Raw genomic sequence first — 26,152 nt, forward strand, 5'->3', positions numbered from 1 at the left:
ATTTTTCTCTTCAACCGACCGGCTGTTTGTGTGAAGTGATTCACATCCGCCGTGTCGATGGAGGCGCATTATAGGGATCCCATTTTTTTGCACAAGCGTTTTTTGGATCTTTTTTTCTGTTTGTTGATTTTTCATCCCTTTCGCTCCATTCCTGCGCAAAGTGGCGATTTTTTGATGCTATCTCCCCTTGCACAACACCGTTAAAGCAACCAAAGTCTTCATGACTATTCATTTATGATGAGGTAGACATGTCTGACACATTACGTCCTTATAAGGATCTTTTTCCTGAAATCGGTCAGCGCGTGATGATCGATACCAGCAGCGTGGTTATTGGCGATGTCCGTCTGGCGGATGATGTCGGGATCTGGCCGCTTGTGGTAATTCGCGGCGATGTGAATTACGTTGCGATAGGGGCTCGTACGAACATTCAGGATGGTAGCGTTCTTCACGTAACCCACAAGTCTCCATCCAATCCACACGGCAACCCATTAATCATTGGCGAAGATGTTACCGTTGGCCATAAAGTTATGCTGCACGGCTGTACCATCGGTAACCGCGTACTGGTCGGTATGGGCTCCATTGTGCTGGATGGCGCGATAATAGAAGATGACGTAATGATTGGTGCGGGAAGCCTGGTGCCGCAGCACAAACGGCTGGAAAGTGGCTATTTATATCTTGGCAGTCCGGTAAAACAGATCCGCCCCCTGAGCGATGCTGAGAGATCGGGCCTGCAGTACTCCGCCAATAACTATGTAAAATGGAAAGACGACTATCTTTCTCAGGATAACCATATCCAACCGTGATCGTCTTCCTGCTGGGCCAGGATTAATGCTTCAGCCTCTTCTTCCAGGTCCCAGCGATACTCACGAAAAATGGTCAGCCATTGCTCCGCTGTTTCTCCACCAAAGCGATACGCCAGTACATCTTTTTTTATTGCACACGTGAGTTGCATCCCATTAACCAGGGCGGGAAAGATGACAGCGCTGGCGGCAGTATCCCATTCTTCGCGGTCAGGAAATTGTATGGCCTGGTTCACGCTAATAATTCCTGCTGTAGCAGCTCAATCACTGGCTCGACCTGCGGTAATACACCGTGCCAAAGCAAAACGGCATGTGCAGCCTGCCCCACCAGCATTCCCAGCCCATCTGCGTAGCGTTTTGCGCCCTGTTGTACACACCAGGAGAGAAAGGGCGTATTCCCTTTTTGATAGAACATGTCATAGCAACAGAGGGAAGGGTGAATAAGTGACGCCGGAATCGCCGGGATTTCGCCCCGTATGCCGCTGGAGGTCGCATTAATAATCAGGTCAAACTCACAACCATCCAGCTTGTCCATATCCGTGGCATGAACGCTGCCGGTATGAGCAAAGATTTTCGCCAACGCTTCGGCACGTGAAGCTGTACGGTTAGTGATAGTGACCGCGCAATCCAAAGAAAGCAGGGGTAACAGCACGCCCCGGGATGCGCCGCCCGCGCCAATCAGCAAAACACGCAATCCTGGGCGGATAAAATTTAAACGTTCGAGATCGCTTAATAAACCGATACCGTCAGTATTGTCGCCAAGCAAACGACCATCTTCCAGCCGTTTTAATGTATTGACGGCTCCCGCCAGCGATGCTCGTTCCGTTAACTCATCCGAACGCGCAAACGCCTCCTCTTTAAAAGGTACTGTGATGTTTGCGCCTTTTCCCCCTGCCGCGAAAAAGGCATCAAGCGTATTAATGAAATTATTAATAGGGGCCAGCACGCGACCATAGGGGTGAACAATATCTAGCTGCTGAGCAAATTGCTGATGAATAAATGGCGATTTGCTGTGCGCAATCGGATTTCCAAAAACAGCATAGGTTTCCATCATATTACCCCTGTCGAAACAGTTCGCCCGTCAGAGCATCGCGAATTTCTGAAGGATTTAGACGCCCACCCGTTGCGCCTTCAACCACCGGAAAATCATCGCCAAATTGCGCACGCACCTCTTCAACGGTACGACATGGCGGTAATCCGCTCAGATTGGCGCTGGTGGAAACCAGCGGTTTGCCATACGCATTGCATAGCGCGACCACCAGCGGGTGATTGGTAACACGAACGGCCAGGGAATCAAAACGTCCCGTGAGCCACCGCGGCGTTGTCGCGGGCGCAGGAAAAACAAACGTTACCGGCCCGGGCCAGCAATCAAATACTGCTTTACGCTGTGCGGCGGTAAGTATGCTGTCATCAATATAAGGTTTTAACTGCTCAAAGCTGGCGGCAATCAAAATGAGTCCCTTATCGACGGGCCGTTGTTTTAACGCCAACAGGCGCGTAACGGCTGTTTCACTATCGGGATCGCAGCCGACGCCGAAAACGGCTTCTGTTGGATAAGCGATGACATTTTCTTTATTCAGGAGATCTACCGCTGCGGCGATAGATCCTGTTGGCAGGTTATTATTCACTTGTTTATTCCACCGGAACCGGCTTTCCACATTGTTTACTGGCGCAAAAGCGCTTCACGCCCTGCGCGGTTTTCTTTTCGATGAGTAGCGGATAATGGCACTCGGGGCATTCCCCCGCAACCGGTGTGAAGTTAATGACGAACTGACATTCCGGGTAGCGATCGCAGGAATGAAAGATTTTACCGTAACGAGAACGGCGCTGGACCAAATGTCCTTGCTGGCAGGCTGGACAGGCTATCGCCGTTTCATCCGGTTTATCAATAACCACTGTATGTTCACATTGCGGATACTGACTGCATCCGATGAACATGCCAAAACGCCCCTGACGTAGCACCAGCACGGCGCCACACTCAGGACACAGTTGCCCCTCCAGAATTTTAACGATATGCCCGTCCGCCTGACTTTTCAGCGGACGAACATAATCGCATTCCGGATAGCGAGAACAGCCGAGAAACGGACCATGTTTCCCGGAACGAATTACCAGTTCGGCCCCGCACTGCGGGCAGGGCTCATTTTTACGCACCGAAAACAGTGCTGATTTAGCCATATTCACTCATGCAGCATTAACACCTATCAATGCAGCATACCTTCATTTACCTCAAAGAGTAATTCTTCCATTTGCTGATAGGCGTTTTCACAGCCCGGAATGTTGAATAACACCATCAAAATAACCCATTTCAAGTCTTCCAGGTCAAACTCTGCGGTATCCAGCGCCAGCACACGCTCAATCACCATTTCTCGTGTTTCGAGGTTTAGCACCTGAATCTGCTCAAGGAATAACAGGAACCCCCGGCAACTGGCATCAAGCCTTTCACACTCTTCAACCGTATAAATGCGCATTGAAAGAGGGTCGGAAGCAAGTTGCATGGGTTCCGCGAGGCCATCCTGATAGTCAGCGAGTTTTTCCAGCCACAGCAGCGCATTGTAGATGTCTTCGCGATCAAACCCAGCGTCGGTGAGATCACGCTCCAGTCTGTCCTGATCCACGCGCAGCTCGGCTTCGTTATGGATGTATGTTTCAAACAAATACATTAGTACGTCGAACATGGCTTGCCCTCCTTAATCGGACATAGCCGCCGGGTACAGCTGCGATCCATCCTGCTAACTCCAGTTCGAGTAGCTGAGCCACTACCGCTGGCACAGGTTGGCCGGCACGTTCAGCGACGACGTCAACAGGTGTTACCTCATCTCCTACGTTAGCCAGGAGCTCAGGAAATGGCAATGCCGCCTCATCCTGATTTAGTGAATAAAGTGAATTTTCCGCCGTAGTTGGCAACCAGTGTAAGCCGTATTGCAAATTTTCCAGAATATCCTCCGGCGTCGTCACAAGCGTGGCCCCTTGTTTAATTAACCAGTGTGTGCCTTCGCTTCCCGGACTACCGATAGGGCCTGGTAATGCAAAAACGTCCCGCCCCTGTTCAAGCGCGCAGCGCGCCGTCACCAACGAACCGCTGCGCAACGCCGCCTCGATTACCAGCACGCCTTTGCTCAGTCCGCTGATGATACGGTTTCTGCGAGGAAAATGTTGCGGTAGCGGAGGCGTTGAAAGCGGAAATTCTGAGACCACTGCGCCGCCGGTGGCAATCAAGTTTTCAGCCAGCATGGCATGTCGGCGAGGATAAATCTTTGCCAAGCCATTCCCTAACACCGCTACACTTTTTCCCCCCATACTCACCGCGGCGTTGTGTGCTACGCCATCAATTCCCCGGGCAAGGCCGCTGGTGATCGTCAAACCGCTTTTCGCAAGGCTTTCGCAAAGCAGACGTCCCCAGCGTTCTCCATACCAGGAGTGGCTCCGGCTCCCTACGACGGCAAGTTGGCAGGTATGCAGACAGGCAGGATCGCCGTCAATAAAAATAGCGCCGGGATAATCGTCAATAGCACGCAGTTGGGGAGGATAAATCTCACTATCCGCACACAGAAAATGGTGCTGCGGTAGTTCAAGCCAGCGTAATGTCTCATCAAGCACACCTGCTGGAAGCTGTAAAAAACGTTCAGCTTGCCGCGCGGTAAGACCAGCCTCCTGAAGGTGCGTGCGATTTATCTGAGGCTGGCGAATAAGCGAGTTCGCCATGTTCAACATCGCCTCGCCATAAAGGTCGCCGACGTACATTAAACGTAACCAAATTTCGGTACGGGCCATCCTTTCCCTCCCCTGCCACAAGCAGTCTGAACAATCTTTGCGATTGGTCACTGATGCTGTCAATCAGGTGGGGATTTGTCTAGAATAGAGGTAATAATCTTTTCAACTCCTGAACACAACTCTGGATAATTATGTCAGTTTTGCAAGTGTTACATATTCCGGACGAGCGCCTTCGCAAAGTCGCAAAGCCGGTTGAAGAAGTGAATGCAGAAATTCAGCGTATCGTCGATGATATGTTCGAAACGATGTACGCGGAAGAAGGTATCGGTCTGGCCGCAACGCAGGTCGATATCCACCAGCGGATCATCGTGATTGACGTTTCGGAAAACCGCGACGAGCGCCTGGTACTCATTAACCCGGAATTGCTGGAGAAAAGTGGCGAAACGGGTATAGAAGAAGGCTGTCTGTCGATTCCGGAACAGCGCGCTTTAGTGCCGCGCGCCGAGAAAGTGAAAATCCGCGCGCTGGATCGCGACGGCAACCCATTTGAACTTGAAGCGGATGGTTTGCTGGCAATCTGCATTCAGCATGAGATGGATCATCTGGTCGGTAAACTGTTTATCGATTATTTGTCGCCGCTGAAGCAACAACGTATTCGTCAGAAAGTAGAAAAACTCGACCGCCTGAACGCCCGGGCTTAAAGGACAAGAACCAACGTGTCAGATTCACTACGTATTATTTTTGCGGGTACACCTGACTTTGCAGCGCGTCATCTCGACGCGCTGTTAACTTCTGGACATAACGTTGTCGGCGTATTTACCCAACCCGATCGTCCAGCAGGTCGCGGCAAAAAGTTGATGCCCAGCCCGGTAAAAGTGCTGGCGGAAGAAAAAGGCCTGCCCGTTTTCCAGCCCGTGTCGCTTCGTCCTCAGGAAAACCAGCATCTGGTGGCTGACTTACATGCCGACGTCATGGTTGTCGTAGCATATGGTCTGATTCTCCCAAAGGCAGTGCTGGATATGCCCCGTCTCGGATGTATCAACGTTCACGGTTCGCTGCTTCCACGCTGGCGCGGCGCGGCGCCTATTCAGCGCTCACTCTGGGCAGGCGATGCGGAAACCGGCGTCACAATTATGCAGATGGATGTAGGGCTGGATACCGGCGACATGCTGTATAAACTTGCGTGCCCGATTACCGCAGAAGATACCAGTGGCTCACTGTATAATAAGTTGGCTGAGCTTGGCCCGCAGGGGTTAATTACCACACTAAAACAACTGGCGGACGGCACAGCGGCGCCTGAAGCGCAGAATGAAGCGCTGGTCACTCATGCGGAAAAGCTCAGTAAAGAAGAAGCGCGTATCGACTGGTCTCTCTCCGCAGCACAGCTGGAGCGTTGCATTCGCGCCTTTAATCCGTGGCCAATGAGCTGGCTGGAAATCGACGGCCAGCCGGTAAAAGTCTGGCAGGCATCCGTCATTGAGGACGCCACGCAGTCGCTGCCGGGAACTATTCTGGCCGCGACGAAACAGGGCATCCAGGTTGCAACAGGCAAGGGGATATTAAATTTGCTTTCGCTTCAGCCTGCCGGCAAAAAAGCGATGAGCGCCCAGGATCTGTTAAATTCACGCCGGGAATGGTTTATTCCTGGTAACCGTCTTGCCTGACGATCACGTCTTTATACGCCCGGTGTTACCGGGCATTTTTATTTTATACATATGAAAAAACAAAACAATTTACGTAGTCTGGCAGCACAGGCCGTTGAACAGGTCGTCGAGCAGGGACAATCATTAAGTAATGTGCTCCCGCCGCTGCAACAAAAAGTCGCTGATAAAGACAAAGCGCTACTTCAGGAGCTGTGCTTTGGCGTCCTGCGCACCCTTTCACAGCTGGAATGGCTGATCAATAAGCTAATGTCTCGTCCAATGACCGGCAAGCAGCGTACAGTGCATTACTTAATTATGGTCGGCTTTTATCAGTTGCTGTACACCCGCGTTCCTCCCCATGCGGCGCTGGCTGAAACCGTTGAAGGCGCGGTCTCCATCAAACGTCCGCAGTTGAAAGGGTTAATTAACGGCGTCCTGCGCCAGTTTCAGCGCCAGCAGGAAACGTTGCTTAATGAGTTTGCGACCAGCGATGCGCGCTTTTTACATCCAGGTTGGCTGGTAAAGCGTTTGCAAAATGCTTACCCCACACAGTGGCAACACATTATTGAAGCGAATAACCAGCGTCCACCGATGTGGCTACGTGTAAATCGTACACACCACACCCGCGACGATTGGCTTGGCTTACTTGAAGACGCAGGCATGAAGGGATATCCCCATCCCGATTATCCCGACGCTGTACGTCTGGAAACGCCAGCTCCGGTACATGCTTTACCCGGTTTTGCTGAGGGTTGGGTAACTGTCCAGGATGCCTCTGCGCAGGGATGTGCGGTTTTTCTCGCTCCTCAGAACGGTGAGCACATTTTAGACTTGTGCGCCGCGCCCGGCGGTAAAACCACGCATATTCTCGAAGTGGCCCCCGAAGCAGATGTGTTGGCGGTTGATATTGATGAACAACGACTCTCCCGCGTTTACGACAACCTAAAGCGTCTTGGGATGAAAGCGACAGTTAAACAAGGGGATGGACGTTATCCCGCCCAATGGTGCGGCGAACAGCAGTTTGACCGTATTCTGCTGGATGCGCCCTGCTCCGCAACCGGCGTCATTCGCCGTCATCCAGATATCAAATGGCTGCGTCGCGATCGCGATATCACGGAACTGGCGCAATTACAGGCGGAAATTCTTGATGCCGTCTGGCCGCGCCTGAAGCCCGGCGGGACGCTGGTTTACGCCACCTGTTCCGTACTGCCGGAAGAAAACCGCGATCAGATCAAAACCTTTTTGCAACGCACTCCCGATGCCGCGCTCAGCGAAACGGGAACACCTGATCAGCCAGGACAGCAAAATCTGCCGGGCGGCGAAGAAGGTGATGGGTTCTTTTACGCTAAGCTAATCAAAAAGTGATGAGATAACGGGCCACGACTGATGAAAATTATCATACTGGGCGCAGGGCAAGTTGGCGGAACACTGGCGGAAAACCTGGTCGGCGAAAACAACGACATCACGGTGGTTGATACCAACGGCGAACGGTTACGCAGTTTGCAAGATAAGTTCGATCTACGCGTAGTTCAGGGGCATGGTTCGCATCCCCGCGTGTTGCGCGAAGCGGGCGCTGACGATGCGGATATGCTGGTCGCTGTCACCAGTTCAGATGAAACTAATATGGTTGCCTGCCAGGTAGCCTATTCACTCTTCAACACTCCAAACCGTATCGCCCGCATTCGCTCCCCGGACTATGTTCGCGATGCGGATAAACTCTTTCATTCTGAAGCGGTTCCGATTGATCATCTGATCGCGCCGGAGCAGTTGGTTATCGATAATATTTATCGCCTGATCGAGTATCCGGGAGCATTACAGGTTGTAAACTTTGCCGAAGGGAAAGTCAGTCTGGCAGTAGTTAAAGCCTACTATGGCGGTCCACTAATAGGTAACGCGCTCTCGACAATGCGAGAGCATATGCCGCATATCGATACCCGCGTTGCCGCAATTTTCCGCCATGACAGACCAATCCGTCCTCAGGGCTCGACTATCGTGGAAGCAGGGGATGAAGTCTTCTTTATTGCGGCTTCACAGCATATCCGTGCAGTAATGAGCGAATTACAGCGTCTGGAAAAACCCTACAAGCGCATCATGCTGGTGGGCGGCGGCAATATCGGCGCCGGGCTGGCAAGGCGTCTGGAAAAAGACTATAGCGTTAAATTGATCGAACGCGATCAACAACGCGCCGCAGAATTGGCTGAGAAACTGCAAAACACGATCGTCTTTTTTGGCGACGCTTCCGATCAGGAATTGCTGGCGGAGGAGCATATTGATCAGGTCGATCTCTTTATCGCGGTCACTAACGATGATGAAGCCAATATCATGTCCGCGATGTTGGCTAAGCGGATGGGCGCCAAGAAAGTGATGGTGTTGATCCAACGTCGCGCTTATGTCGATCTTGTGCAGGGTAGCGTTATAGATATTGCGATTTCTCCGCAGCAGGCCACCATCTCTGCATTACTGAGCCATGTGCGTAAAGCGGATATCGTCGGCGTTTCCTCACTACGTCGCGGGGTTGCCGAAGCCATCGAAGCCGTCGCGCACGGCGATGAAAGCACTTCCCGCGTGGTTGGCCGCGTCATTGACGAAATTAAACTGCCGCCAGGCACCATTATTGGCGCGGTGGTTCGCGGTAATGATGTCATGATCGCTAATGACAATTTGCGCATTGAACAAGGCGATCACGTCATTATGTTTTTGACCGATAAAAAGTTTATTACCGACGTCGAACGCCTGTTCCAGCCAAGTCCTTTCTTCCTCTAATTTAAGGGGCGCTCATTCAGCGCCCTTTTTAATTCCCTTTATTTATCAAGGTTTAATTTATTTCGCTAAACAGAAGCCGTAAATGGAAAATGCCTTAGCATTTGTTAAACTTATAACGTCAGCTGCATAGGGAGAATAAAAATGAGTTTTATTAAAGAATTTCGCGAATTCGCGATGCGCGGGAATGTTGTGGATTTGGCAGTGGGTGTCATTATTGGCGCGGCATTCGGTAAGATTGTTTCTTCACTGGTTGCCGATATCATTATGCCGCCGTTGGGATTGTTAATCGGCGGGATCGACTTTAAACAATTTGCTTTTACGTTACGCGAAGCGCAGGGAGATATTCCGGCGGTCGTCATGCATTACGGCGTGTTTATCCAGAACGTATTTGATTTTGTGATTGTGGCCTTTGCTATCTTTGTTGCCATTAAGCTTATCAACAGACTCAACCGTAAAAAAGCAGAAGAGCCGGCAGCTCCGCCAGCGCCTTCTAAAGAGGAAGTGTTATTGGGCGAAATCCGCGATCTGCTGAAAGAACAAAATAACCGTTCTTAATAAGCAGAAGGCCAGTGGTAAAAAAGTGATTCACTTTCTTGCCACTGGCCTCCCAGTTCCCTCGATTACCGTGTTTACCTTTACGCAGATAACTTCCTTTGCCTTTCTTATTTTTTTCAACGCGTTGCCTGAAAAGGGGATCGTGCAGTAATGCCTCGATGGCATTGTCCTTTATCTGCCCTTTCTTATGTTGATAACGACTCATAATGTCTCCCGATTGTATAAATTAACGGCGCGAGTGTAGCCCCGCCGGTTCAATAAATCAACATCCCGATTTCGCTCCACTGGCCCCCTGTTCCAGGGCTTCCAGAATGGAACAATAGACGCTACTGTGGGCCGTTCCGCAGCAAGTATCATTAAGCCTTTGTAACGAACGCTGCATCGTTTGCAGTTCCGCAATCCTGGCTTCAACCTCCTGCAATCGTTCTTGCACAATACTTTTTGACTCCTGACAGGTATGGTGCTCAGGATCAATTCTGATCGATAAAAGTTCGCGGATCGACTCAAGCGTGAAACCCAACTGCCGCGCATAACGAATAAACTTGAGACGCTGCAGATCGTTTTCGGTATACAGACGAAACCCGCCTTCAGTACGTACCTCATGATCCATCATCTGCTGTTTTTCATAGTAGCGAATGGTATCAGGCGTTACGTCTGCCAGCTTTGCCAGCTCACCAATGCGATACATACAAGCTCCGTTAATTATCGTTGATTTTATGCAGCAGTTTTTCTGCATACTCACCGTGTAAAAAGTCGGTACTCAACCCAGCCTGCCGAAGTTTTAGTTCAAGCAGCGAGAGCTGGCGACTAACCTGATGGTATCGAGGGTCATCTTCCCGGATACTGTTGAGGATATCAAGTAACTGAATAGCATCTCTGCGCTGCTCCAGTTCAGGGGGAAGACAGCCCGCATTCTTGAGTAAGCGATAACCCGCACGAAGTTCCGCCGGCACATGAGAATCATCATCCAGAATAAGCGGCTCGCCGCGGCCAGGCAGATTATCAAACTCGCCTTTACGCTGTGCCTCGATAATATGACGCTCTGCCCACTGGTCAAGTAACCACATACGTCGCTCCAGGGATTGAACGAAAAGAATACAATTATTGTAGATATGTGGGGTTCAGGAGGGTATAAAAAAACCCGCCGAAGCGGGTTTTTTTACGTTACTACAGATTACTCTGCAGCAGCTTCTGTTTTCTCTGAACGATCAACCAGCTCGATGTATGCCATCGGCGCGTTGTCGCCTGCACGGAAGCCACACTTCAGAATGCGAGTGTAACCACCGGCGCGGCTCGCGAAACGCGGGCCCAGCTCGTTAAACAGTTTTGCCACGATCTCGTTATCACGAGTACGGGCGAATGCCAGACGACGATTAGCAACGCTATCAGTCTTGGCAAGAGTAATCAGCGGCTCAACTACGCGACGCAGCTCTTTCGCTTTAGGCAGGGTCGTCTTGATGATTTCATGACGAACCAGTGAACCTGCCATGTTGCGGAACATAGCCTGGCGATGGCTGCTGTTGCGGTTCAGTTGACGACCACTCTTACGATGGCGCATGACCTTATCCTTCTCAGTAAAACCTTAACCTGTGATCCGGTTACTCGTCAGCGATGCTTGCCGGTGGCCAGTTTTCCAGGCGCATACCCAGAGACAGTCCACGGGAAGCCAGCACGTCTTTAATCTCGGTAAGAGATTTTTTACCCAGGTTAGGCGTCTTAAGAAGCTCAACCTCGGTACGCTGTACCAGATCACCGATATAGTGGATAGCTTCTGCCTTGAGGCAGTTAGCAGAGCGGACAGTCAATTCCAGATCGTCAACAGGGCGCAGCAGGATCGGATCGAATTCTGGTTTCTCTTCTTTCACTTCCGGTTGACGTACATCACGTAAATCAACGAAAGCTTCCAGTTGTTCAGCCAGGATGGTTGCCGCACGACGAATCGCCTCTTCAGGATCGATTGTGCCGTTGGTTTCCATTTCGATGACCAGCTTGTCCAGGTCGGTACGCTGTTCTACACGCGCTGCTTCAACATTGTAGGCAATACGCTCTACAGGGCTGTAGCAGGCGTCGACCAGCAGACGGCCGATTGGGCGCTCATCTTCTTCCGAATGAATTCGGGTAGAAGCCGGCACATAACCACGACCGCGCTGAACTTTGATACGCATACTAATAGACGCGTTTTCATCGGTCAGGTGGCAGATCACGTGCTGCGGCTTGACGATTTCGACATCCCCATCATGGGTGATATCGGCTGCAGTCACAGGGCCAATGCCAGATTTATTCAAGGTAAGAATAACTTCATCTTTACCCTGAACTCTCACCGCCAGCCCTTTCAGGTTGAGCAGGATTTCCAGGATGTCTTCCTGAACGCCTTCTTTGGTGCTGTACTCATGTAGTACACCATCAATCTCAACCTCGGTCACCGCGCAACCCGGCATCGATGAGAGCAGAATACGGCGCAGTGCGTTACCCAGAGTATGGCCGAAGCCACGCTCTAAAGGCTCAAGGGTCACCTTGGCGTGCGTCGAACTCACTTGCTCGATATCTACCAGGCGCGGTTTTAGAAACTCTGTCACAGAACCCTGCATTGTGTCCTCTCTTTGGTACTAAGCTTTACTTGGAGTAAAGCTCGACGATCAGGTGTTCGTTAATGTCCGCAGACAGATCAGAACGCTCAGGCTTACGCTTGTACGTACCTTCCATCTTGCCAGCATCAACTTCCAGCCAGGTTGGCTTTTCACGCTGCTCAGCCAGCTCCAGAGCGGCTTTCACGCGAGACTGCTTCTTCGCTTTCTCACGAATGCTAACAACGTCATTCGGACTAACCTGATAAGAAGCGATGTTAACAACACGACCGTTTACCATAATTGCTTTATGGCTAACCAGCTGACGTGCTTCCGCACGAGTGGCGCCGAAGCCCATACGGTATACAACGTTGTCCAGACGACCTTCCAGCAGAGCCAACAGGTTTTCACCGGTGTTGCCTTTCAGACGTGCTGCTTCTTTGTAGTAGTTACGGAACTGACGCTCCAGCACACCGTAAATGCGGCGAACTTTTTGCTTTTCACGCAACTGCACACCATAGTCAGACAGACGCGGCTTACGCGCACCGTGCTGGCCAGGAGCTTGTTCAATTTTACACTTGGTATCGATCGCGCGAACGCCAGACTTAAGGAATAAGTCGGTGCCCTCACGACGGCTCAGCTTGAGCTTAGGACCCAAATATCTTGCCATTTTCTTTCTCCAACTAACCTGGAAAACGAAGCGTTATACGCGACGTTTTTTCGGCGGACGACAACCGTTATGAGGGATCGGAGTCACATCAGTAATATTAGTGATGCGGAAACCAGCGGCGTTCAGAGCACGAATAGTAGATTCGCGGCCTGGACCCGGACCTTTAACCATAACTTCCAGATTCTTGATACCGTATTCTTTCACGGCGTCAGCGCAACGCTCTGCTGCAACCTGAGCTGCAAACGGAGTGGATTTGCGAGAACCACGGAAACCGGAACCACCGGCTGTTGCCCAACCCAGCGCATTACCCTGACGATCGGTAATAGTCACGATGGTGTTGTTGAAAGAAGCATGGATATGAGCCACGCCGTCAGAGACTTGTTTTCTTACACGTTTACGTGCGCGAACTGGTGCCTTTGCCATTATTCAATCACCCCGATTATTTCTTGATCGGTTTGCGCGGACCCTTACGGGTACGAGCGTTGGTCTTGGTACGCTGACCGCGAACCGGGAGACCACGACGATGACGCAAACCGCGATAGCAACCAAGATCCATCAGGCGCTTGATGCTCATGCTGATTTCACGGCGCAGATCACCTTCAACGACAAATTTGGCAACTTCGTCACGCAGCGTGTCGATTTGTTCTTCAGACAGCTCACTGATCTTAACATTTTCAGCGATACCCGCTGCAGCCAGGATGGCTTTAGAACGGGTCTTGCCGACACCGTAGATCGAAGTTAACGCGATCACGGCGTGTTTCTGATCAGGAATGTTAATGCCTGCTATACGGGCCACTATGCACTCCTACTATTTAATATGTACGTACCATGCTGAAAAGCCCGTTTTCAGGATACTCAAATGGAAACGTACAGACATACAAAAGATTGGCTGGCTAATCTAGCCAGCTCAACCCAACTTTGCAAGAAAAATATGCGAAAAAATCAGCCTTGGCGCTGTTTATGCTTCGGCTCGGCACTGCAAATCACACGGATGACACCATCACGCTTAACGATTTTGCAGTTACGGCATAATTTCTTGACGGAAGCACGAACTTTCATTTTTACTCTCCGTAACTTCTCAGGCGACCAATTAACGGCCGTAGCCTTTCAGGTTCGCCTTCTTCAATGCAGACTCATACTGACTGGACATCATCAGAGTTTGCACTTGAGCCATAAAGTCCATAATCACGACAACAACGATAAGCAGTGAGGTCCCACCGAAGTAGAACGGCACTTTCATTGCATCACGCATGAACTCCGGGATCAGGCAGATAAAGGTAATATACAGCGCACCAACCAGGGTCAGGCGGGTCATTACTTTATCGATATACTTCGCCGTTTGCTCTCCCGGACGAATTCCTGGTACAAATGCACCGGACTTCTTCAGGTTATCTGCTGTTTCACGCGGGTTGAAAACCAACGCCGTGTAGAAGAAACAGAAGAAGATGATTGCAGACGCATAGAGTAACACATAAAGCGGTTGCCCAGGCTGCAAATACAGCGAAATTGTTGTCAGCCAGTTCCAACCAGTACCGCCCCCGAACCATGACGCGATGGTCGCCGGGAACAGAATAATACTGGAAGCGAAGATTGCCGGGATTACCCCCGCCATATTCACTTTCAGCGGTAAATGTGTGCTCTGTGCAGCATAGACACGACGACCTTGCTGACGTTTGGCGTAGTTTACCACAATACGGCGTTGACCACGTTCAACGAATACTACAAAGAACGTCACTGCAAATACTAATACTGCAACCAACAGCAACACGAGGAAGTGCAGGTCGCCTTGACGCGCTTGCTCGATAGTATGGGCAATGGCTGGCGGGAGTCCCGCAACGATACCAGCGAAGATGATGATTGAGATACCGTTACCGATACCGCGCTCAGTAATCTGTTCGCCGAGCCACATCAGGAACATCGTCCCTGTAACCAGACTTACAACAGCGGTGAAATAGAATGCAAAGCCTGGATTCATCACCAGGCCCTGCATACCAGGCATATTCGGCAAACCGGTAGCAATACCGATCGACTGGAATATCGCCAGCACCAGAGTACCGTAACGGGTGTACTGGCTGATCTTACGACGACCAGACTCCCCTTCTTTCTTAATTTCTGCCAGCGTTGGATGAACCACCGTCAACAGCTGGATAATGATCGACGCCGAAATATACGGCATGATCCCCAGGGCAAAGATAGAAGCACGGCTGAGAGCACCACCAGAGAACATGTTAAACATTTCAATGATGGTGCCTCGCTGTTGCTCAAGCAGTTTGGCAAGTACAGCGGCATCAATACCAGGGATCGGAATAAAAGAGCCAATACGGAACACAATCAGCGCGCCGATAACAAACAGCAGTCTGCGTTTCAGCTCACCTAAGCCACCTTTGGCACTTTGAAAATCTAATCCCGGTTGTTTAGCCATCTGCTACTTATTCCTCGATTTTACCGCCAGCAGCTTCGATAGCAGCACGAGCGCCTTTAGTAACACGCAGGCCACGAACAGTTACCGGAGTAGTGACTTCGCCAGCCAGGATCACTTTCGCGAACTCGATCTGGATACCGATAATGTTTGCCGCTTTCAGCGTGTTCAGGTCTACAACGCCGCCTTCTACTTTCGCCAGGTCAGACAGACGAACTTCGGCTGTAATCGCTGCTTTGCGAGAAGTGAAGCCGAATTTCGGCAGACGACGGTACAGAGGCATCTGACCACCCTCGAAACCGCGACGTACGCCACCGCCAGAACGAGACTTCTGACCTTTGTGACCACGACCACCGGTTTTACCGAGGCCAGAACCGATACCACGACCCAGGCGTTTACCCGCCTTTTTGGAGCCTTCGGCCGGAGACAGAGTATTTAAACGCATCTCTTACTCCTCAACTTTAACCATGAAGGAAACCGCGTTGACCATACCACGAACAGCAGGAGTATCCTCGCGCTCTACGGTGTGGCCAATACGACGCAGACCCAGGCCAAGCAGCGTTGCCTTGTGTTTCGGCAGACGACCGATTGCACTGCGGGTTTGAGTAATTTTAATAGTCTTTGCCATGGTTTATTTCCCCAGAATTTCTTCAACGGATTTACCACGCTTGGCAGCGACCATTTCTGGAGAATTCATATTTTCCAGGCCATCAATAGTTGCACGAACCACGTTGATCGGGTTGGTGGAACCGTATGCTTTAGCCAGAACGTTATGAACCCCAGCAACTTCCAGAACGGCGCGCATTGCACCACCGGCGATGATACCGGTACCTTCGGAAGCTGGCTGCATGAATACACGAGACCCCGTGTGAACACCTTTAACCGGGTGCTGCAGGGTGCCGTTGTTCAGCGCGACGTTAATCATATTGCGACGGGCTTTTTCCATCGCTTTCTGGATCGCTGCTGGAACTTCACGCGCTTTACCGTAACCAAAACCTACGCGACCGTTACCATCGCCTACTACAGTCAGAGCTGTGAAGGAGAAAATACGACCACCTTTAACGGTTTTAGATACGCGGTTTACCGCGATCAGCTTTTCCTGCAGTTCGCCAGCTTGTTTTTCGATGTGAGCCATCTTACACCTCTACCTTAGAACTGAAGGCCAGCTTCACGGGCAGCATCTGCCAGTGCCTGGACACGACCATGATATTGGAACCCGGAACGGTCAAAGGACACATCTTTGATGCCTTTTTCCAGAGCGCGTTCAGCGACAGCTTTACCCACAGCTGCAGCCGCGTCTTTGTTACCGGTGTACTTCAGTTGTTCAGCGATAGCTTTTTCTACAGTAGAAGCAGCTACCAGAACTTCAGAACCGTTCGGTGCAATTACCTGTGCGTAAATATGACGCGGGGTACGATGTACCACCAGGCGAGTTGCGCCCAGCTCTTTGAGCTTGCGGCGTGCGCGGGTCGCACGACGGATACGAGCAGATTTCTTATCCATAGTGTTACCTTACTTCTTCTTAGCCTCTTTGGTACGCACGACTTCGTCGGCGTAACGAACACCCTTGCCTTTGTAAGGCTCAGGACGACGGTAGGCGCGCAGATCTGCTGCAACCTGGCCGATCACCTGCTTATCAGCGCCTTTCAGCACGATTTCAGTTTGAGTCGGACATTCAGCAGTGATACCTGCCGGCAGCTGATGGTCAACCGGGTGAGAGAAACCTAAAGACAGGTTTACTACATTCCCTTTAACCGCTGCACGATAACCTACACCAACCAGCTGCAGCTTCTTAGTGAAGCCTTCGGTAACACCGATAACCATTGAGTTCAGCAGGGCACGCGCGGTACCAGCCTGTGCCCAACCGTCTGCGTAACCATCACGCGGACCGAAGGTCAGTGCATTATCTGCATGTTTAACTTCAACAGCATCGTTGAGAGTACGAGTCAGCTCGCCGTTTTTACCTTTGATCGTAATAACCTGACCGTTGATTTTGACATCAACGCCGGCAGGAACAACGACCGGTGCTTTAGCAACACGAGACATTTTTTCCTCCGATTAGGCTACGTAGCAGATAATTTCGCCACCAAGACCAGCCTGGCGCGCTGCACGATCAGTCATAACACCTTTAGAGGTAGAAACAACTGCGATACCCAGACCGGCCATAACTTTCGGCAGCTCATCTTTACGTTTGTAGATGCGCAGACCTGGGCGGCTGACACGCTGAATGCTTTCTACAACAGCTTTACCCTGGAAATACTTAAGAGTCAGTTCCAGTTCCGGCTTGGTGTCGCCTTCAACTTTAAAATCTTCAATAAAACCTTCTTCCTTCAGCACGTTGGCAATTGCCACTTTCAGCTTGGAGGAAGGCATGGTGACCGCAGCTTTGTTCGCGGCCTGACCGTTACGGATACGGGTCAGCATATCCGCGATCGGATCTTGCATGCTCATCTGTCTTTACTCCCGTGATTCAATTGGTGACAATTACCAGCTAGCCTTTTTCAGACCCGGAATTTCACCGCGCATAGCGGCTTCACGGACCTTAATACGGCTCAACCCGAACTTCCGCAGGAAAGCGTGCGGACGACCAGTTTGACGGCAGCGGTTACGCTGACGTGACGGGCTGGAATCACGCGGCAGAGTCTGCAGCTTAAGAACCGCATTCCAACGATCTTCGTCGGTTGCGTTCACATCAGAGATGATCGCTTTCAGTTCAGCGCGTTTCGCGAAGTATTTATCAGCTAAAGCTACGCGTTTTACTTCGCGTGCTTTCATTGATTGCTTAGCCATTTAGTAACCCTACCTTACTTGCGGAACGGGAAGTCAAAGGCAGCCAGCAGAGCACGGCCTTCTTCGTCAGATTTCGCAGTAGTGGTAATGGTAATATCCAAACCACGAACGCGGTCGACTTTATCGTAGTCGATTTCTGGGAAGATGATCTGCTCACGGACACCCATGCTGTAGTTACCACGACCGTCGAATGACTTAGCGGACAAGCCACGGAAGTCACGGATACGAGGAACAGCAATAGTGATCAGGCGCTCAAAGAACTCCCACATGCGTTCGCCACGCAGAGTTACTTTACAGCCGATCGGATAGCCCTGACGGATTTTGAAGCCTGCAACAGATTTGCGTGCTTTGGTGATCAACGGTTTTTGACCGGAGATTGCTGTCAGGTCTGCTGCTGCGTTATCCAGCAGTTTCTTGTCAGCGATCGCTTCACCAACACCCATGTTCAGGGTGATCTTCTCGACCCGAGGGACTTGCATGACAGAATTGTAGTTAAACTCAGTCATGAGTTTGTTAACTACTTCGTCTTTGTAGTAATCATGCAGTTTCGCCATCGTACTACTCCAAATTACTTGATAGTTTCGCTGTTAGACTTGAAGAAACGGACTTTTTTGCCGTCTTCGAATCTAAAGCCTACACGGTCAGCCTTGCCGGTTGCCGCATTGAAGATTGCAACGTTAGAAACCTGAATTGCAGCTTCTTTTTCAACGATGCCGCCCGGTTGGTTCAGAGCCGGAACCGGCTTCTGGTGTTTCTTAACCAGGTTGATACCTTCAACAATGACCTTGCCGGAAGACAGGACATTCTTAACTTTACCGCGTTTACCTTTATCTTTACCGGTTAACACGATAACTTCGTCATCACGACGGATTTTCGCTGCCATGATTCGCTCCTTAGAGTACTTCTGGTGCCAGAGAGATAATTTTCATGAACTTCTCGTTACGAAGTTCACGAGTTACCGGCCCAAAAATACGCGTACCGATAGGCTGCTCGCTGTTATTGTTTAAAATAACGCATGCATTACCATCGAAGCGAATGACAGAACCGTCCGGGCGACGAACACCCTTCTTGGTGCGCACCACTACCGCCTTCAGCACATCACCTTTTTTGACCTTACCACGCGGAATCGCTTCTTTGATGGTGATCTTAATGATGTCGCCTACGCCTGCGTAGCGACGGTGCGAGCCACCCAGAACCTTGATACACATTACGCGACGTGCACCGGAGTTGTCGGCGACGTTCAGCATAGTCTGTTCTTGGATCATTTTAGTGCTCCGCTAATGTCAACTACTACTGAGACCCGAAAATCAGGTCGTTAAAAAAACCCCATATCGAGGGCGCGGCATTATAACACCGCAAATCAGATATGGGTAGAAAAAATAAACGGCCCATCGCTGAGCCGTTTATTCGTTGAGAATGCGTACTGTATTACAGAACCGCTTTCTCTACAACGCGAACCAGAGTCCAGGATTTGGTCTTGGACAGCGGACGGCATTCGCGGATTTCAACCACGTCGCCGATACCGCATTCGTTGTTCTCGTCATGTACGTGCATTTTGGTCGTACGCTTGATGAATTTACCGTAGATCGGGTGTTTCACAAAACGTTCGATAGCAACAACAATGGATTTCTCCATTTTGTCGCTAACCACGCGACCTTGCAGAGTACGGATTTTATCGGTCATTACGCACCCGCCTTCTCAGTCAGTAAAGTCTTAACGCGTGCGACATCACGACGCACTTGCTTCAACAGGTGAGACTGTTGCAGCTGGCCACTTGCAGCCTGCATACGCAGGTTGAACTGCTCACGCAGCAGGTTCAGTAGCTCGGTGTTCAGCTCTTCAACGCTCTTCTCACGCAGCTCTTTTGCTTTCATTACATCACCGTCTTAGTTACAAAGGTGGTTTTAATCGGCAGTTTCGCTGCTGCCAGCTTGAATGCTTCACGGGCCAGCTCTTCCGGTACGCCGTCCATTTCATACAGGACTTTACCCGGCTGAATCAAGGCAACCCAATACTCCACGTTACCTTTACCTTTACCCATACGCACTGCCAGCGGCTTTTCAGTGATCGGTTTGTCCGGGAATACACGGATCCAGATCTTACCTTGACGCTTAACTGCACGGGTCATAGCACGACGTGCTGCTTCGATCTGACGGGCAGTCAGACGACCACGGCCAACAGCTTTCAGGCCGAAGCTGCCGAAGCTAACATCCGCGCCTGCAGCCAGACCACGGTTGCGGCCTTTGTGCATTTTACGGAATTTTGTACGCTTTGGTTGTAACATCAGCGACGCTCCTTATTTACGGCCTTTACGCTGCTGCTTTTTCGGTTGAGCAGCCGGTTTTTCCGGTTGTTCAACAGCAGCCATACCACCCAGGATCTCGCCTTTGAAGATCCACACTTTAACGCCGATTACACCATAAGTGGTGTGCGCTTCAGAGGTGTTGTAGTCGATGTCAGCACGCAGAGTGTGCAGCGGTACGCGACCTTCGCGGTACCATTCGGTACGTGCGATTTCCGCGCCGCCCAGACGGCCGCTAACTTCAACTTTGATACCTTTAGCGCCCAGACGCATGGCGTTCTGTACAGCACGCTTCATCGCACGACGGAACATAACGCGACGTTCCAGCTGAGAAGTGATGCTGTCAGCAACCAGTTTAGCGTCCAGTTCAGGTTTACGAACTTCGGCGATGTTGATCTGTGCAGGAACGCCAGCGATATCCGCTACGACCTTACGCAGTTTTTCTACGTCTTCACCTTTTTTACCGATAACGATACCCGGGCGAGCGGTGTGAATAGTCACACGGATGCTCTTAGCCGGACGCTCGATAACGATACGAGATACAGACGCTTTAGCCAGTTCCTTCGTCAGGTACTGACGTACTTTAAAATCGCTGTCCAGGTTGTCAGCGAATTCTTTGGTGTTCGCAAACCAGGTAGAGTTCCATGGTTTTACAATACCCAGGCGAATACCATTAGGATGTACTTTCTGACCCATTGCTAGTCTCCAGAGTCTCAGCGATCGGACACAACCACAGTGATGTGGCTGGTGCGCTTCAGGATGCGATCTGCACGACCTTTTGCACGCGGCATAATGCGCTTCATGCTCGGGCCTTCGTCTACGAAAATTTTCGTAACTTTCAGATCGTCAATGTCAGCGCCATCGTTGTGTTCAGCGTTAGCAATGGCAGATTCCAGAACTTTCTTGACCAGTACAGCCGCTTTCTTGTTGGTGTAGGTCAGAATATCCAGAGCCTGCGACACTTTCTTACCGCGAATCAGGTCAGCAACAAGGCGAACCTTCTGAGCAGAAGAACGAGCATGGCGATGTTTAGCGATAGTTTCCATCTCTTCCTCCTACCTTATTTCTTCTTCGCTTTTTTATCAGCAGCGTGGCCGCGATAAGTACGAGTCGGTGCGAATTCACCCAGTTTGTGACCGACCATTTCGTCGGAAACAAATACCGGAACGTGCTGACGACCATTATGGACAGCGATGGTCAAACCGATCATGTTAGGAAAGATCGTTGAACGACGGGACCAGGTGCGCAGGGGCTTCTTGTCTCCGCTTTCCACCGCTTTCTCTACCTTCTTCAGCAAGTGCAGGTCAATAAAAGGACCTTTCTTGAGAGAACGTGGCATGGCTTATCCTCTAAAATTATTTGCTACGGCGACGTACGATGAATTTATCAGTACGCTTGTTGCTGCGGGTCTTCTTACCTTTGGTCTGAACGCCCCACGGAGTTACCGGGTGCTTACCAAAGTTACGACCTTCACCACCACCATGTGGGTGGTCTACTGGGTTCATCGCAGTACCGCGAACGGTAGGACGAACGCCACGCCAGCGTGCAGCACCTGCTTTACCCAGAACGCGCAGCATATGCTCAGCATTGCCAACTTCGCCCAGGGTTGCACGGCAGTCTGCTTCGACTTTACGCATTTCACCAGAACGCAGACGCAGGGTGACATAAGCGCCATCGCGAGCAACGATCTGAACGTAAGTACCAGCGGAACGTGCCAGCTGACCGCCTTTACCTGGTTTCATTTCTACGTTATGAACGGTAGAACCAACCGGGATATTGCGCATCGGCAGGGTGTTGCCTGCTTTGATTGCAGCATCAACGCCAGACTGAATCTGGTCGCCAGCTTTCAGGCCTTTCGGGGCCAGGATGTAACGGCGTTCGCCGTCTTTGTACAGAACCAGCGCGATGTTCGCGGAACGGTTCGGATCGTACTCAAGACGTTCAACAACTGCCGGGATACCGTCTTTGTTGCGTTTGAAGTCAACAATACGATAAGCCTGTTTGTGACCACCACCGATATGACGAGTGGTGATACGGCCATTGTTGTTACGACCACCGGATTTGCTGTTTTTTTCAACCAGCGGAGCAAAAGGTTTGCCCTTGTGCAGCTCTGGGTTGACCACTTTAACGACGTGGCGACGACCCGGAGATGTCGGTTTACATTTAACAACTGCCATTGTATTACTCCTCCGACTTACTCAGCGCCGCCGACGAAGTCCAGATTCTGGCCTTCTTTCAGGGTGACGTAAGCTTTTTTCCAGTCGCTACGACGACCGATACGCTGTCCGTGACGTTTAACTTTCCCTTTAACGACCAGGGTGTTAACGACTTCGACTTCGACTTCAAACAGTTTCTGCACAGCAGCTTTGATTTCTGCTTTGGTCGCGTCTTTAGCAACTTTGAGAACGATGGTGTTAGTTTTTTCCATCGCAGTAGACGCTTTTTCAGAAACGTGCGGTGCGCGCAGCACCTTCAGCAGACGTTCTTCACGAATCATGCCAGCATCTCCTCAACTTGCTTAACAGCATCAGCAGTCATTACGACTTTGTCGAAGGCGATCAGGCTAACCGGGTCGATACCAGTCGCATCGCGTACGTCAACCTTGTGCAGGTTACGTGCGGCCAGGAACAGGTTCTCGTCCAGCTCACCGGTGATGATCAGCACATCTTCCAGAGCCATGTCTTTCAGTTTCTGTGCCAGCAGCTTAGTTTTCGGCGCTTCTACAGAGAACTTCTCGACAACGATCAGACGATCCTGACGTACCAGTTCGGACAGGATGCTTTTCAGCGCGCCGCGGTACATCTTCTTGTTAACTTTTTGACTGTGGTCCTGCGGACGAGCAGCGAAGGTCACGCCACCGGAACGCCAGATCGGGCTCTTGATAGAACCTGAACGCGCACGGCCAGTGCCTTTCTGGCGCCACGGTTTTTTACCGGAACCAGTTACTTCAGCACGAGTCTTCTGAGCACGAGTACCCTGACGAGCACCAGCTGCATAAGCAACAACAACCTGGTGAACCAGCGCTTCGTTGAAATCACGACCGAAGGTAGTTTCGGAAACAGTCAGCGCGCTCTGCGCGTCTTTCAATACTAATTCCATTGCTATCCCCTTACGCCTTCACAGCTGGTTTAACGATCAGGTCGCAACCGGTTGCACCCGGAACACCACCCTTAACCAGCAGCAGGTTGCGCTCAGCGTCAACGCGTACTACGTCAAGGCTCTGAACGGTTACACGCTCATTACCCATCTGACCTGCCATTTTCTTGCCTTTGAACACTTTGCCCGGAGTCTGGTTCTGACCGATAGAACCCGGAACGCGGTGAGACAAGGAGTTACCGTGAGTAGCGTCCTGGGTACGGAAGTTCCAGCGCTTAACGGTACCAGCGAAACCTTTACCTTTAGAGGTACCGGTTACGTCAACTTTTTTAACGTCAGCAAACAGTTCAACGCTGATGCTCTGACCTACGGTGTATTCTTCGCCTTCAGCCAGACGGAATTCCCACAGACCACGGCCAGCTTCTACGCCAGCTTTAGCAAAGTGACCCGCTTCCGGCTTGGTGACACGGTTAGCTTTTTTAGCACCCGTAGTAACCTGAACAGCGCGGTAGCCATCGTTAGCCAGGTCTTTAACCTGAGTAACACGGTTTGCTTCAACTTCGATTACGGTTACTGGGATAGAGACGCCATCTTCAGTGAAGATGCGGGTCATACCCACTTTTTTACCGACTAAACCAATCATTGTATCAACCTCTCAATCGCTCGATGACCTGATTAACCCAGGCTGATCTGCACGTCTACACCGGCAGCCAGGTCCAGACGCATCAGAGCATCAACGGTTTTCTCGGTTGGCTCAACGATGTCAACCAGACGCTTGTGAGTGCGAATTTCGTACTGATCGCGCGCATCTTTGTTAACGTGCGGAGAGATCAGAACGGTAAAGCGCTCTTTGCGGGTCGGCAGCGGGATCGGACCGCGAACCTGCGCACCAGTGCGCTTGGCAGTCTCGACGATTTCCGCGGTTGATTGATCGATCAGACGATGATCAAACGCTTTCAGGCGGATACGGATTCTTTGGTTCTGCATGAGACCAGAGCTCCAATTATTTTATAAACGAAAATGATTACTCCTCACACCCATTACGATTGATGGGAGAGTGTAACCGTTCTTACGTAGCTCCCCGATTGGGAGCATTGTTAAATAGCCAAATCGGCTATTCGAGGTTCAAATCGAACCTGCCGTCAATTACGACAAGCCCGCGCATTATACGTAAATCTCAGCCTGACGCAAGTGTCGGATAGAAATTAAGCGCTTTATTCTTATGCGAGCATGATTCCAGATGGTACGCATGGGATGGCAACGCGCACCTTTTCTTTGGAAGGCATCAGGCAAACCTGGCAATACGTCGTTGTCGCTGTCGCATAAATCTATAAAGGTGAGCACAAGCCTTGACGAGGATTTGCTTATGTTTGTTGCCCTCCCCTTTCTCATTTTTTATGCGTCGTTCTCTTTATTACTTGGCATATACGACGCGCGTACCGGTCTGCTGCCTGACCGGTTTACCTGTCCATTACTGTGGGGTGGTCTGCTTTATCACCAGATTTGCCTGCCGGAGCGTTTACCGGATGCGCTTTGGGGTGCTATCGCCGGCTATGGCGGATTCGCGTTAATTTACTGGGGCTATCGCCTGCGTTATCAGAAAGAGGGGCTTGGATATGGCGACGTCAAGTACCTCGCTGCCTTAGGGGCGTGGCATTGTTGGGAAACACTGCCGTTACTGGTTTTCCTTGCCGCTATGTTGGCCTGTGGCGGGTTTGGCGTCGCGCTACTGGTGAGAGGTAAATCGGCATTAATAAACCCGCTACCTTTTGGGCCATGGCTGGCGGTGGCGGGTTTCATAACAGGTTGGAAAGTTTTCTTTCCAGACGGTTAATCGGTCACCTTAATTTGTGATTGCAGATAATTTTGCATACCAAGTTTGGCAATCAAATCCAGCTCAGTTTCCAGCCAGTCGATGTGGCCTTCCTCGTCGGCAAGAATTTCAATCATCATATCCCGGCTGACATAATCATGAACGCTATCGGCATAGGCTATTGCCTCACGTAGATCTTTTGCGCCTTCCAGTTCGAGCCGGAGATCCGATCGTAGCATCTCTTCGACATCTTCACCGATGCCCAGCTTGCCCAGATCCTGTAGGTTCGGTATGCCTTCCAGAAATAAAATACGCTCAATATACTTATCGGCGTGTTTCATCTCATCAATGGATTCATGGTACTCAACATCATTAAGCCGGGTCAGCCCCCAGTTTTTGAACATACGGGCATGAAGAAAATACTGATTAATTGCGACAAGCTCATTTCCCAATAGTTTATTGAGATAATTTATGATTTTAACATCACCTTTCATTTTATAGTCCCTCCGCTTCCACTCTCTAGAGCGTAGATGGGGCTACAGGGATGTCAAAAAAAAGAGTGTGACTCAGGCGATCTCTTTAAATTCCGGCATTTGCGTTAACTCATCCTGCATCACTTCTCGCGCGGCGCGAATACACTTACCACATTGATTTCCCACAGGAATAAATTTACGCAACTGTTGAAATGACTGCGGATGAAATTGTCGTACAGCCTGGCGGATTTTTTTATCGCTTATACCATTACACAAACAAACGTACATGATCGCTCCCGTTCAATTTCCGCACAAAGTGTAAATGAGAATGGTTATGATTACAATAGCACAAAGCGATTTACGCCACGGGAGAAGCGTTAAAAAGGGTGAATAAATATAACAGCGGCTAAATAGCAGGCAACAAAAAGGGCGCCGAAGCGCCCTCTTCAATTCAAAACTAATTAACGAGTAATTAGCCCAGAACTTTAGCAACAACGCCCGCGCCAACGGTACGGCCGCCTTCACGGATTGCGAAACGCAGACCGTCGTCCATTGC

46 protein-coding genes and 1 pseudogene are annotated in these 26,152 nt (G+C 50.7%); 7 read left to right on the plus strand and 40 right to left on the minus strand.

What is annotated here, in order from left to right; all coding sequences use genetic code 11:
* The first annotated feature begins 248 nt into the window (after positions 1-248).
* A complete protein-coding gene (locus NA197_RS22885) occupies positions 249-803 on the plus strand; it encodes a gamma carbonic anhydrase family protein (RefSeq protein WP_001285635.1) in 555 nt (184 codons plus the stop codon).
* Here NA197_RS22885 and NA197_RS22890 read toward each other — a convergent pair.
* Genes NA197_RS22890 through dprA form a run of 6 tightly spaced genes read right to left on the minus strand, consistent with a single transcriptional unit; the run spans position 779 to position 4,571 of the window.
* The gene (locus NA197_RS22890; RefSeq protein WP_001070576.1) at positions 779-1,036 is read right to left on the minus strand and encodes a DUF1488 domain-containing protein; all 258 of its coding nucleotides are present in this window, start codon (positions 1,034-1,036) and stop codon (positions 779-781) included. The two genes, NA197_RS22885 and NA197_RS22890, sit on opposite strands and share 25 nt — an antisense overlap.
* Positions 1,033-1,851 (minus strand): shikimate dehydrogenase, encoded by an 819-nt coding sequence (gene aroE / locus NA197_RS22895; protein WP_438796704.1) that lies wholly within the window; start codon positions 1,849-1,851, stop codon positions 1,033-1,035. Before aroE ends, NA197_RS22890 begins: the two co-directional genes overlap by 4 nt.
* A gap of 4 nt (positions 1,852-1,855) precedes the next feature.
* Positions 1,856-2,428, minus strand: coding sequence for an L-threonylcarbamoyladenylate synthase type 1 TsaC (tsaC, locus tag NA197_RS22900; protein WP_001063613.1), 573 nt, complete (start codon positions 2,426-2,428; stop codon positions 1,856-1,858).
* A 4-nt stretch (positions 2,429-2,432) separates the two neighbouring features.
* Positions 2,433-2,975: a DNA topoisomerase family protein gene (locus NA197_RS22905; protein ID WP_001129708.1), complete on the minus strand. Its 543-nt coding sequence runs from the start codon at positions 2,973-2,975 to the stop codon at positions 2,433-2,435.
* A 26-nt stretch (positions 2,976-3,001) separates the two neighbouring features.
* Positions 3,002-3,475, minus strand: a complete 474-nt coding sequence (smg, locus tag NA197_RS22910; RefSeq protein WP_000460663.1) for a DUF494 family protein Smg — start codon at positions 3,473-3,475, stop codon at positions 3,002-3,004.
* Positions 3,447-4,571 (minus strand): DNA-protecting protein DprA, encoded by a 1,125-nt coding sequence (dprA, locus tag NA197_RS22915; protein ID WP_000124529.1) that lies wholly within the window; start codon positions 4,569-4,571, stop codon positions 3,447-3,449. Before dprA ends, smg begins: the two co-directional genes overlap by 29 nt.
* A gap of 131 nt (positions 4,572-4,702) precedes the next feature.
* On the opposite strand from dprA, the gene def reads away from it, so the two are divergent.
* The 5 genes from def to mscL all read left to right on the plus strand — a co-directional run bounded on the left by def (position 4,703) and on the right by mscL (position 9,469).
* On the plus strand, positions 4,703-5,212 hold the full coding sequence (gene def / locus NA197_RS22920; protein ID WP_000114987.1) for a peptide deformylase: 510 nt from the start codon (positions 4,703-4,705) through the stop codon (positions 5,210-5,212).
* Between the two features lie 15 nt (positions 5,213-5,227).
* Entirely contained in the window at positions 5,228-6,175 is a 948-nt protein-coding gene (fmt, locus tag NA197_RS22925) for a methionyl-tRNA formyltransferase (protein WP_001727352.1), read from the plus strand.
* Between the two features lie 51 nt (positions 6,176-6,226).
* Entirely contained in the window at positions 6,227-7,516 is a 1,290-nt protein-coding gene (gene rsmB / locus NA197_RS22930) for a 16S rRNA (cytosine(967)-C(5))-methyltransferase RsmB (protein ID WP_064043491.1), read from the plus strand.
* 21 nt (positions 7,517-7,537) lie between these two features.
* Complete coding sequence (gene trkA / locus NA197_RS22935; protein ID WP_000691374.1) at positions 7,538-8,914, plus strand: Trk system potassium transporter TrkA; 1,377 nt, start codon at positions 7,538-7,540, stop codon at positions 8,912-8,914.
* Positions 8,915-9,055: 141 nt separating this feature from the next.
* Positions 9,056-9,469 carry a large-conductance mechanosensitive channel protein MscL gene (gene mscL, locus NA197_RS22940; protein WP_000008119.1) on the plus strand — a complete coding sequence of 138 codons (414 nt, stop codon included), beginning with the start codon at positions 9,056-9,058 and terminating at the stop codon, positions 9,467-9,469.
* Position 9,470: 1 nt separating this feature from the next.
* Here mscL and arfA read toward each other — a convergent pair.
* The 31 genes and pseudogenes from arfA to rpsJ all read right to left on the minus strand — a co-directional run.
* Positions 9,471-9,674, minus strand: a pseudogene (gene arfA, locus NA197_RS22945) (alternative ribosome-rescue factor ArfA); the annotation flags it as partial.
* Positions 9,675-9,731: 57 nt separating this feature from the next.
* On the minus strand, positions 9,732-10,157 hold the full coding sequence (gene zntR, locus NA197_RS22950; protein WP_023254966.1) for a Zn(2+)-responsive transcriptional regulator: 426 nt from the start codon (positions 10,155-10,157) through the stop codon (positions 9,732-9,734).
* Between the two features lie 10 nt (positions 10,158-10,167).
* Complete coding sequence (locus NA197_RS22955) at positions 10,168-10,536, minus strand: DUF1992 domain-containing protein (protein ID WP_000266515.1); 369 nt, start codon at positions 10,534-10,536, stop codon at positions 10,168-10,170.
* A 107-nt stretch (positions 10,537-10,643) separates the two neighbouring features.
* The gene (gene rplQ / locus NA197_RS22960) at positions 10,644-11,027 is read right to left on the minus strand and encodes a 50S ribosomal protein L17 (protein ID WP_001216370.1); all 384 of its coding nucleotides are present in this window, start codon (positions 11,025-11,027) and stop codon (positions 10,644-10,646) included.
* 40 nt (positions 11,028-11,067) lie between these two features.
* Positions 11,068-12,057, minus strand: a complete 990-nt coding sequence (locus tag NA197_RS22965; protein ID WP_001162094.1) for a DNA-directed RNA polymerase subunit alpha — start codon at positions 12,055-12,057, stop codon at positions 11,068-11,070.
* A gap of 25 nt (positions 12,058-12,082) precedes the next feature.
* Positions 12,083-12,703 carry a 30S ribosomal protein S4 gene (gene rpsD / locus NA197_RS22970; protein WP_000135226.1) on the minus strand — a complete coding sequence of 207 codons (621 nt, stop codon included), beginning with the start codon at positions 12,701-12,703 and terminating at the stop codon, positions 12,083-12,085.
* Positions 12,704-12,736: 33 nt separating this feature from the next.
* The gene (gene rpsK / locus NA197_RS22975; protein WP_001029758.1) at positions 12,737-13,126 is read right to left on the minus strand and encodes a 30S ribosomal protein S11; all 390 of its coding nucleotides are present in this window, start codon (positions 13,124-13,126) and stop codon (positions 12,737-12,739) included.
* A gap of 16 nt (positions 13,127-13,142) precedes the next feature.
* Positions 13,143-13,499 carry a 30S ribosomal protein S13 gene (gene rpsM, locus NA197_RS22980; RefSeq protein WP_000090780.1) on the minus strand — a complete coding sequence of 119 codons (357 nt, stop codon included), beginning with the start codon at positions 13,497-13,499 and terminating at the stop codon, positions 13,143-13,145.
* A gap of 146 nt (positions 13,500-13,645) precedes the next feature.
* On the minus strand, positions 13,646-13,762 hold the full coding sequence (gene rpmJ, locus NA197_RS22985; protein ID WP_000868187.1) for a 50S ribosomal protein L36: 117 nt from the start codon (positions 13,760-13,762) through the stop codon (positions 13,646-13,648).
* A 31-nt stretch (positions 13,763-13,793) separates the two neighbouring features.
* Entirely contained in the window at positions 13,794-15,125 is a 1,332-nt protein-coding gene (gene secY, locus NA197_RS22990; RefSeq protein ID WP_001118864.1) for a preprotein translocase subunit SecY, read from the minus strand.
* A 7-nt stretch (positions 15,126-15,132) separates the two neighbouring features.
* The gene (rplO, locus tag NA197_RS22995; RefSeq protein WP_001238917.1) at positions 15,133-15,567 is read right to left on the minus strand and encodes a 50S ribosomal protein L15; all 435 of its coding nucleotides are present in this window, start codon (positions 15,565-15,567) and stop codon (positions 15,133-15,135) included.
* Between the two features lie 3 nt (positions 15,568-15,570).
* Positions 15,571-15,750 (minus strand): 50S ribosomal protein L30, encoded by a 180-nt coding sequence (rpmD, locus tag NA197_RS23000; protein WP_001140434.1) that lies wholly within the window; start codon positions 15,748-15,750, stop codon positions 15,571-15,573.
* A gap of 3 nt (positions 15,751-15,753) precedes the next feature.
* Positions 15,754-16,257: a 30S ribosomal protein S5 gene (gene rpsE / locus NA197_RS23005; protein ID WP_000940121.1), complete on the minus strand. Its 504-nt coding sequence runs from the start codon at positions 16,255-16,257 to the stop codon at positions 15,754-15,756.
* A 14-nt stretch (positions 16,258-16,271) separates the two neighbouring features.
* A complete protein-coding gene (rplR, locus tag NA197_RS23010; protein WP_000358956.1) occupies positions 16,272-16,625 on the minus strand; it encodes a 50S ribosomal protein L18 in 354 nt (117 codons plus the stop codon).
* 9 nt (positions 16,626-16,634) lie between these two features.
* Positions 16,635-17,168 (minus strand): 50S ribosomal protein L6, encoded by a 534-nt coding sequence (gene rplF / locus NA197_RS23015; protein ID WP_000091939.1) that lies wholly within the window; start codon positions 17,166-17,168, stop codon positions 16,635-16,637.
* Between the two features lie 12 nt (positions 17,169-17,180).
* A complete protein-coding gene (gene rpsH / locus NA197_RS23020) occupies positions 17,181-17,573 on the minus strand; it encodes a 30S ribosomal protein S8 (protein ID WP_000062611.1) in 393 nt (130 codons plus the stop codon).
* A gap of 33 nt (positions 17,574-17,606) precedes the next feature.
* Entirely contained in the window at positions 17,607-17,912 is a 306-nt protein-coding gene (gene rpsN / locus NA197_RS23025) for a 30S ribosomal protein S14 (protein ID WP_001118932.1), read from the minus strand.
* 14 nt (positions 17,913-17,926) lie between these two features.
* Positions 17,927-18,466 carry a 50S ribosomal protein L5 gene (gene rplE, locus NA197_RS23030; RefSeq protein WP_001096206.1) on the minus strand — a complete coding sequence of 180 codons (540 nt, stop codon included), beginning with the start codon at positions 18,464-18,466 and terminating at the stop codon, positions 17,927-17,929.
* 14 nt (positions 18,467-18,480) lie between these two features.
* Positions 18,481-18,795 (minus strand): 50S ribosomal protein L24, encoded by a 315-nt coding sequence (gene rplX / locus NA197_RS23035; protein ID WP_000729185.1) that lies wholly within the window; start codon positions 18,793-18,795, stop codon positions 18,481-18,483.
* Between the two features lie 10 nt (positions 18,796-18,805).
* Entirely contained in the window at positions 18,806-19,177 is a 372-nt protein-coding gene (gene rplN, locus NA197_RS23040) for a 50S ribosomal protein L14 (protein WP_000613954.1), read from the minus strand.
* Between the two features lie 163 nt (positions 19,178-19,340).
* Positions 19,341-19,595 (minus strand): 30S ribosomal protein S17, encoded by a 255-nt coding sequence (gene rpsQ / locus NA197_RS23045; RefSeq protein ID WP_000130101.1) that lies wholly within the window; start codon positions 19,593-19,595, stop codon positions 19,341-19,343.
* Positions 19,595-19,786, minus strand: coding sequence for a 50S ribosomal protein L29 (gene rpmC, locus NA197_RS23050; RefSeq protein ID WP_000644742.1), 192 nt, complete (start codon positions 19,784-19,786; stop codon positions 19,595-19,597). The genes rpsQ and rpmC overlap by 1 nt, the downstream gene beginning before the upstream one ends.
* Complete coding sequence (gene rplP / locus NA197_RS23055) at positions 19,786-20,196, minus strand: 50S ribosomal protein L16 (protein WP_000941208.1); 411 nt, start codon at positions 20,194-20,196, stop codon at positions 19,786-19,788. Before rplP ends, rpmC begins: the two co-directional genes overlap by 1 nt.
* Before the next feature lie 12 nt (positions 20,197-20,208).
* Positions 20,209-20,910: a 30S ribosomal protein S3 gene (rpsC, locus tag NA197_RS23060; protein WP_000529945.1), complete on the minus strand. Its 702-nt coding sequence runs from the start codon at positions 20,908-20,910 to the stop codon at positions 20,209-20,211.
* 17 nt (positions 20,911-20,927) lie between these two features.
* Positions 20,928-21,260: a 50S ribosomal protein L22 gene (gene rplV / locus NA197_RS23065; RefSeq protein WP_000447529.1), complete on the minus strand. Its 333-nt coding sequence runs from the start codon at positions 21,258-21,260 to the stop codon at positions 20,928-20,930.
* 14 nt (positions 21,261-21,274) lie between these two features.
* Complete coding sequence (rpsS, locus tag NA197_RS23070; RefSeq protein WP_001138115.1) at positions 21,275-21,553, minus strand: 30S ribosomal protein S19; 279 nt, start codon at positions 21,551-21,553, stop codon at positions 21,275-21,277.
* Positions 21,554-21,569: 16 nt separating this feature from the next.
* Entirely contained in the window at positions 21,570-22,391 is an 822-nt protein-coding gene (rplB, locus tag NA197_RS23075; RefSeq protein ID WP_000301869.1) for a 50S ribosomal protein L2, read from the minus strand.
* 17 nt (positions 22,392-22,408) lie between these two features.
* A complete protein-coding gene (gene rplW, locus NA197_RS23080) occupies positions 22,409-22,711 on the minus strand; it encodes a 50S ribosomal protein L23 (RefSeq protein WP_000617546.1) in 303 nt (100 codons plus the stop codon).
* Positions 22,708-23,313: a 50S ribosomal protein L4 gene (rplD, locus tag NA197_RS23085; protein ID WP_000424395.1), complete on the minus strand. Its 606-nt coding sequence runs from the start codon at positions 23,311-23,313 to the stop codon at positions 22,708-22,710. Before rplD ends, rplW begins: the two co-directional genes overlap by 4 nt.
* Positions 23,314-23,323: 10 nt before the next feature.
* Entirely contained in the window at positions 23,324-23,953 is a 630-nt protein-coding gene (gene rplC, locus NA197_RS23090; RefSeq protein WP_000579838.1) for a 50S ribosomal protein L3, read from the minus strand.
* Between the two features lie 32 nt (positions 23,954-23,985).
* On the minus strand, positions 23,986-24,297 hold the full coding sequence (gene rpsJ, locus NA197_RS23095) for a 30S ribosomal protein S10 (protein WP_001181005.1): 312 nt from the start codon (positions 24,295-24,297) through the stop codon (positions 23,986-23,988).
* A gap of 379 nt (positions 24,298-24,676) precedes the next feature.
* Here rpsJ and hopD point away from each other — a divergent pair, with 379 nt between their 5' ends.
* Positions 24,677-25,144, plus strand: coding sequence for a prepilin peptidase (gene hopD / locus NA197_RS23100; RefSeq protein ID WP_000495848.1), 468 nt, complete (start codon positions 24,677-24,679; stop codon positions 25,142-25,144).
* Here hopD and bfr read toward each other — a convergent pair.
* The 3 genes from bfr to NA197_RS23115 form a co-directional block, all read right to left on the minus strand.
* Complete coding sequence (bfr, locus tag NA197_RS23105) at positions 25,141-25,617, minus strand: bacterioferritin (protein WP_000675530.1); 477 nt, start codon at positions 25,615-25,617, stop codon at positions 25,141-25,143. The genes hopD and bfr overlap by 4 nt on opposite strands.
* Before the next feature lie 72 nt (positions 25,618-25,689).
* The gene (gene bfd / locus NA197_RS23110) at positions 25,690-25,884 is read right to left on the minus strand and encodes a bacterioferritin-associated ferredoxin (protein ID WP_000289082.1); all 195 of its coding nucleotides are present in this window, start codon (positions 25,882-25,884) and stop codon (positions 25,690-25,692) included.
* Between the two features lie 184 nt (positions 25,885-26,068).
* The coding region (locus NA197_RS23115; RefSeq protein ID WP_000740160.1) for a hypothetical protein at positions 26,069-26,152 on the minus strand (84 nt) is incomplete at its 5' end.

Source organism: Salmonella sp. NW884 (assembly GCF_051700745.1).
Classification (GTDB): domain Bacteria; phylum Pseudomonadota; class Gammaproteobacteria; order Enterobacterales; family Enterobacteriaceae; genus Salmonella; species Salmonella enterica.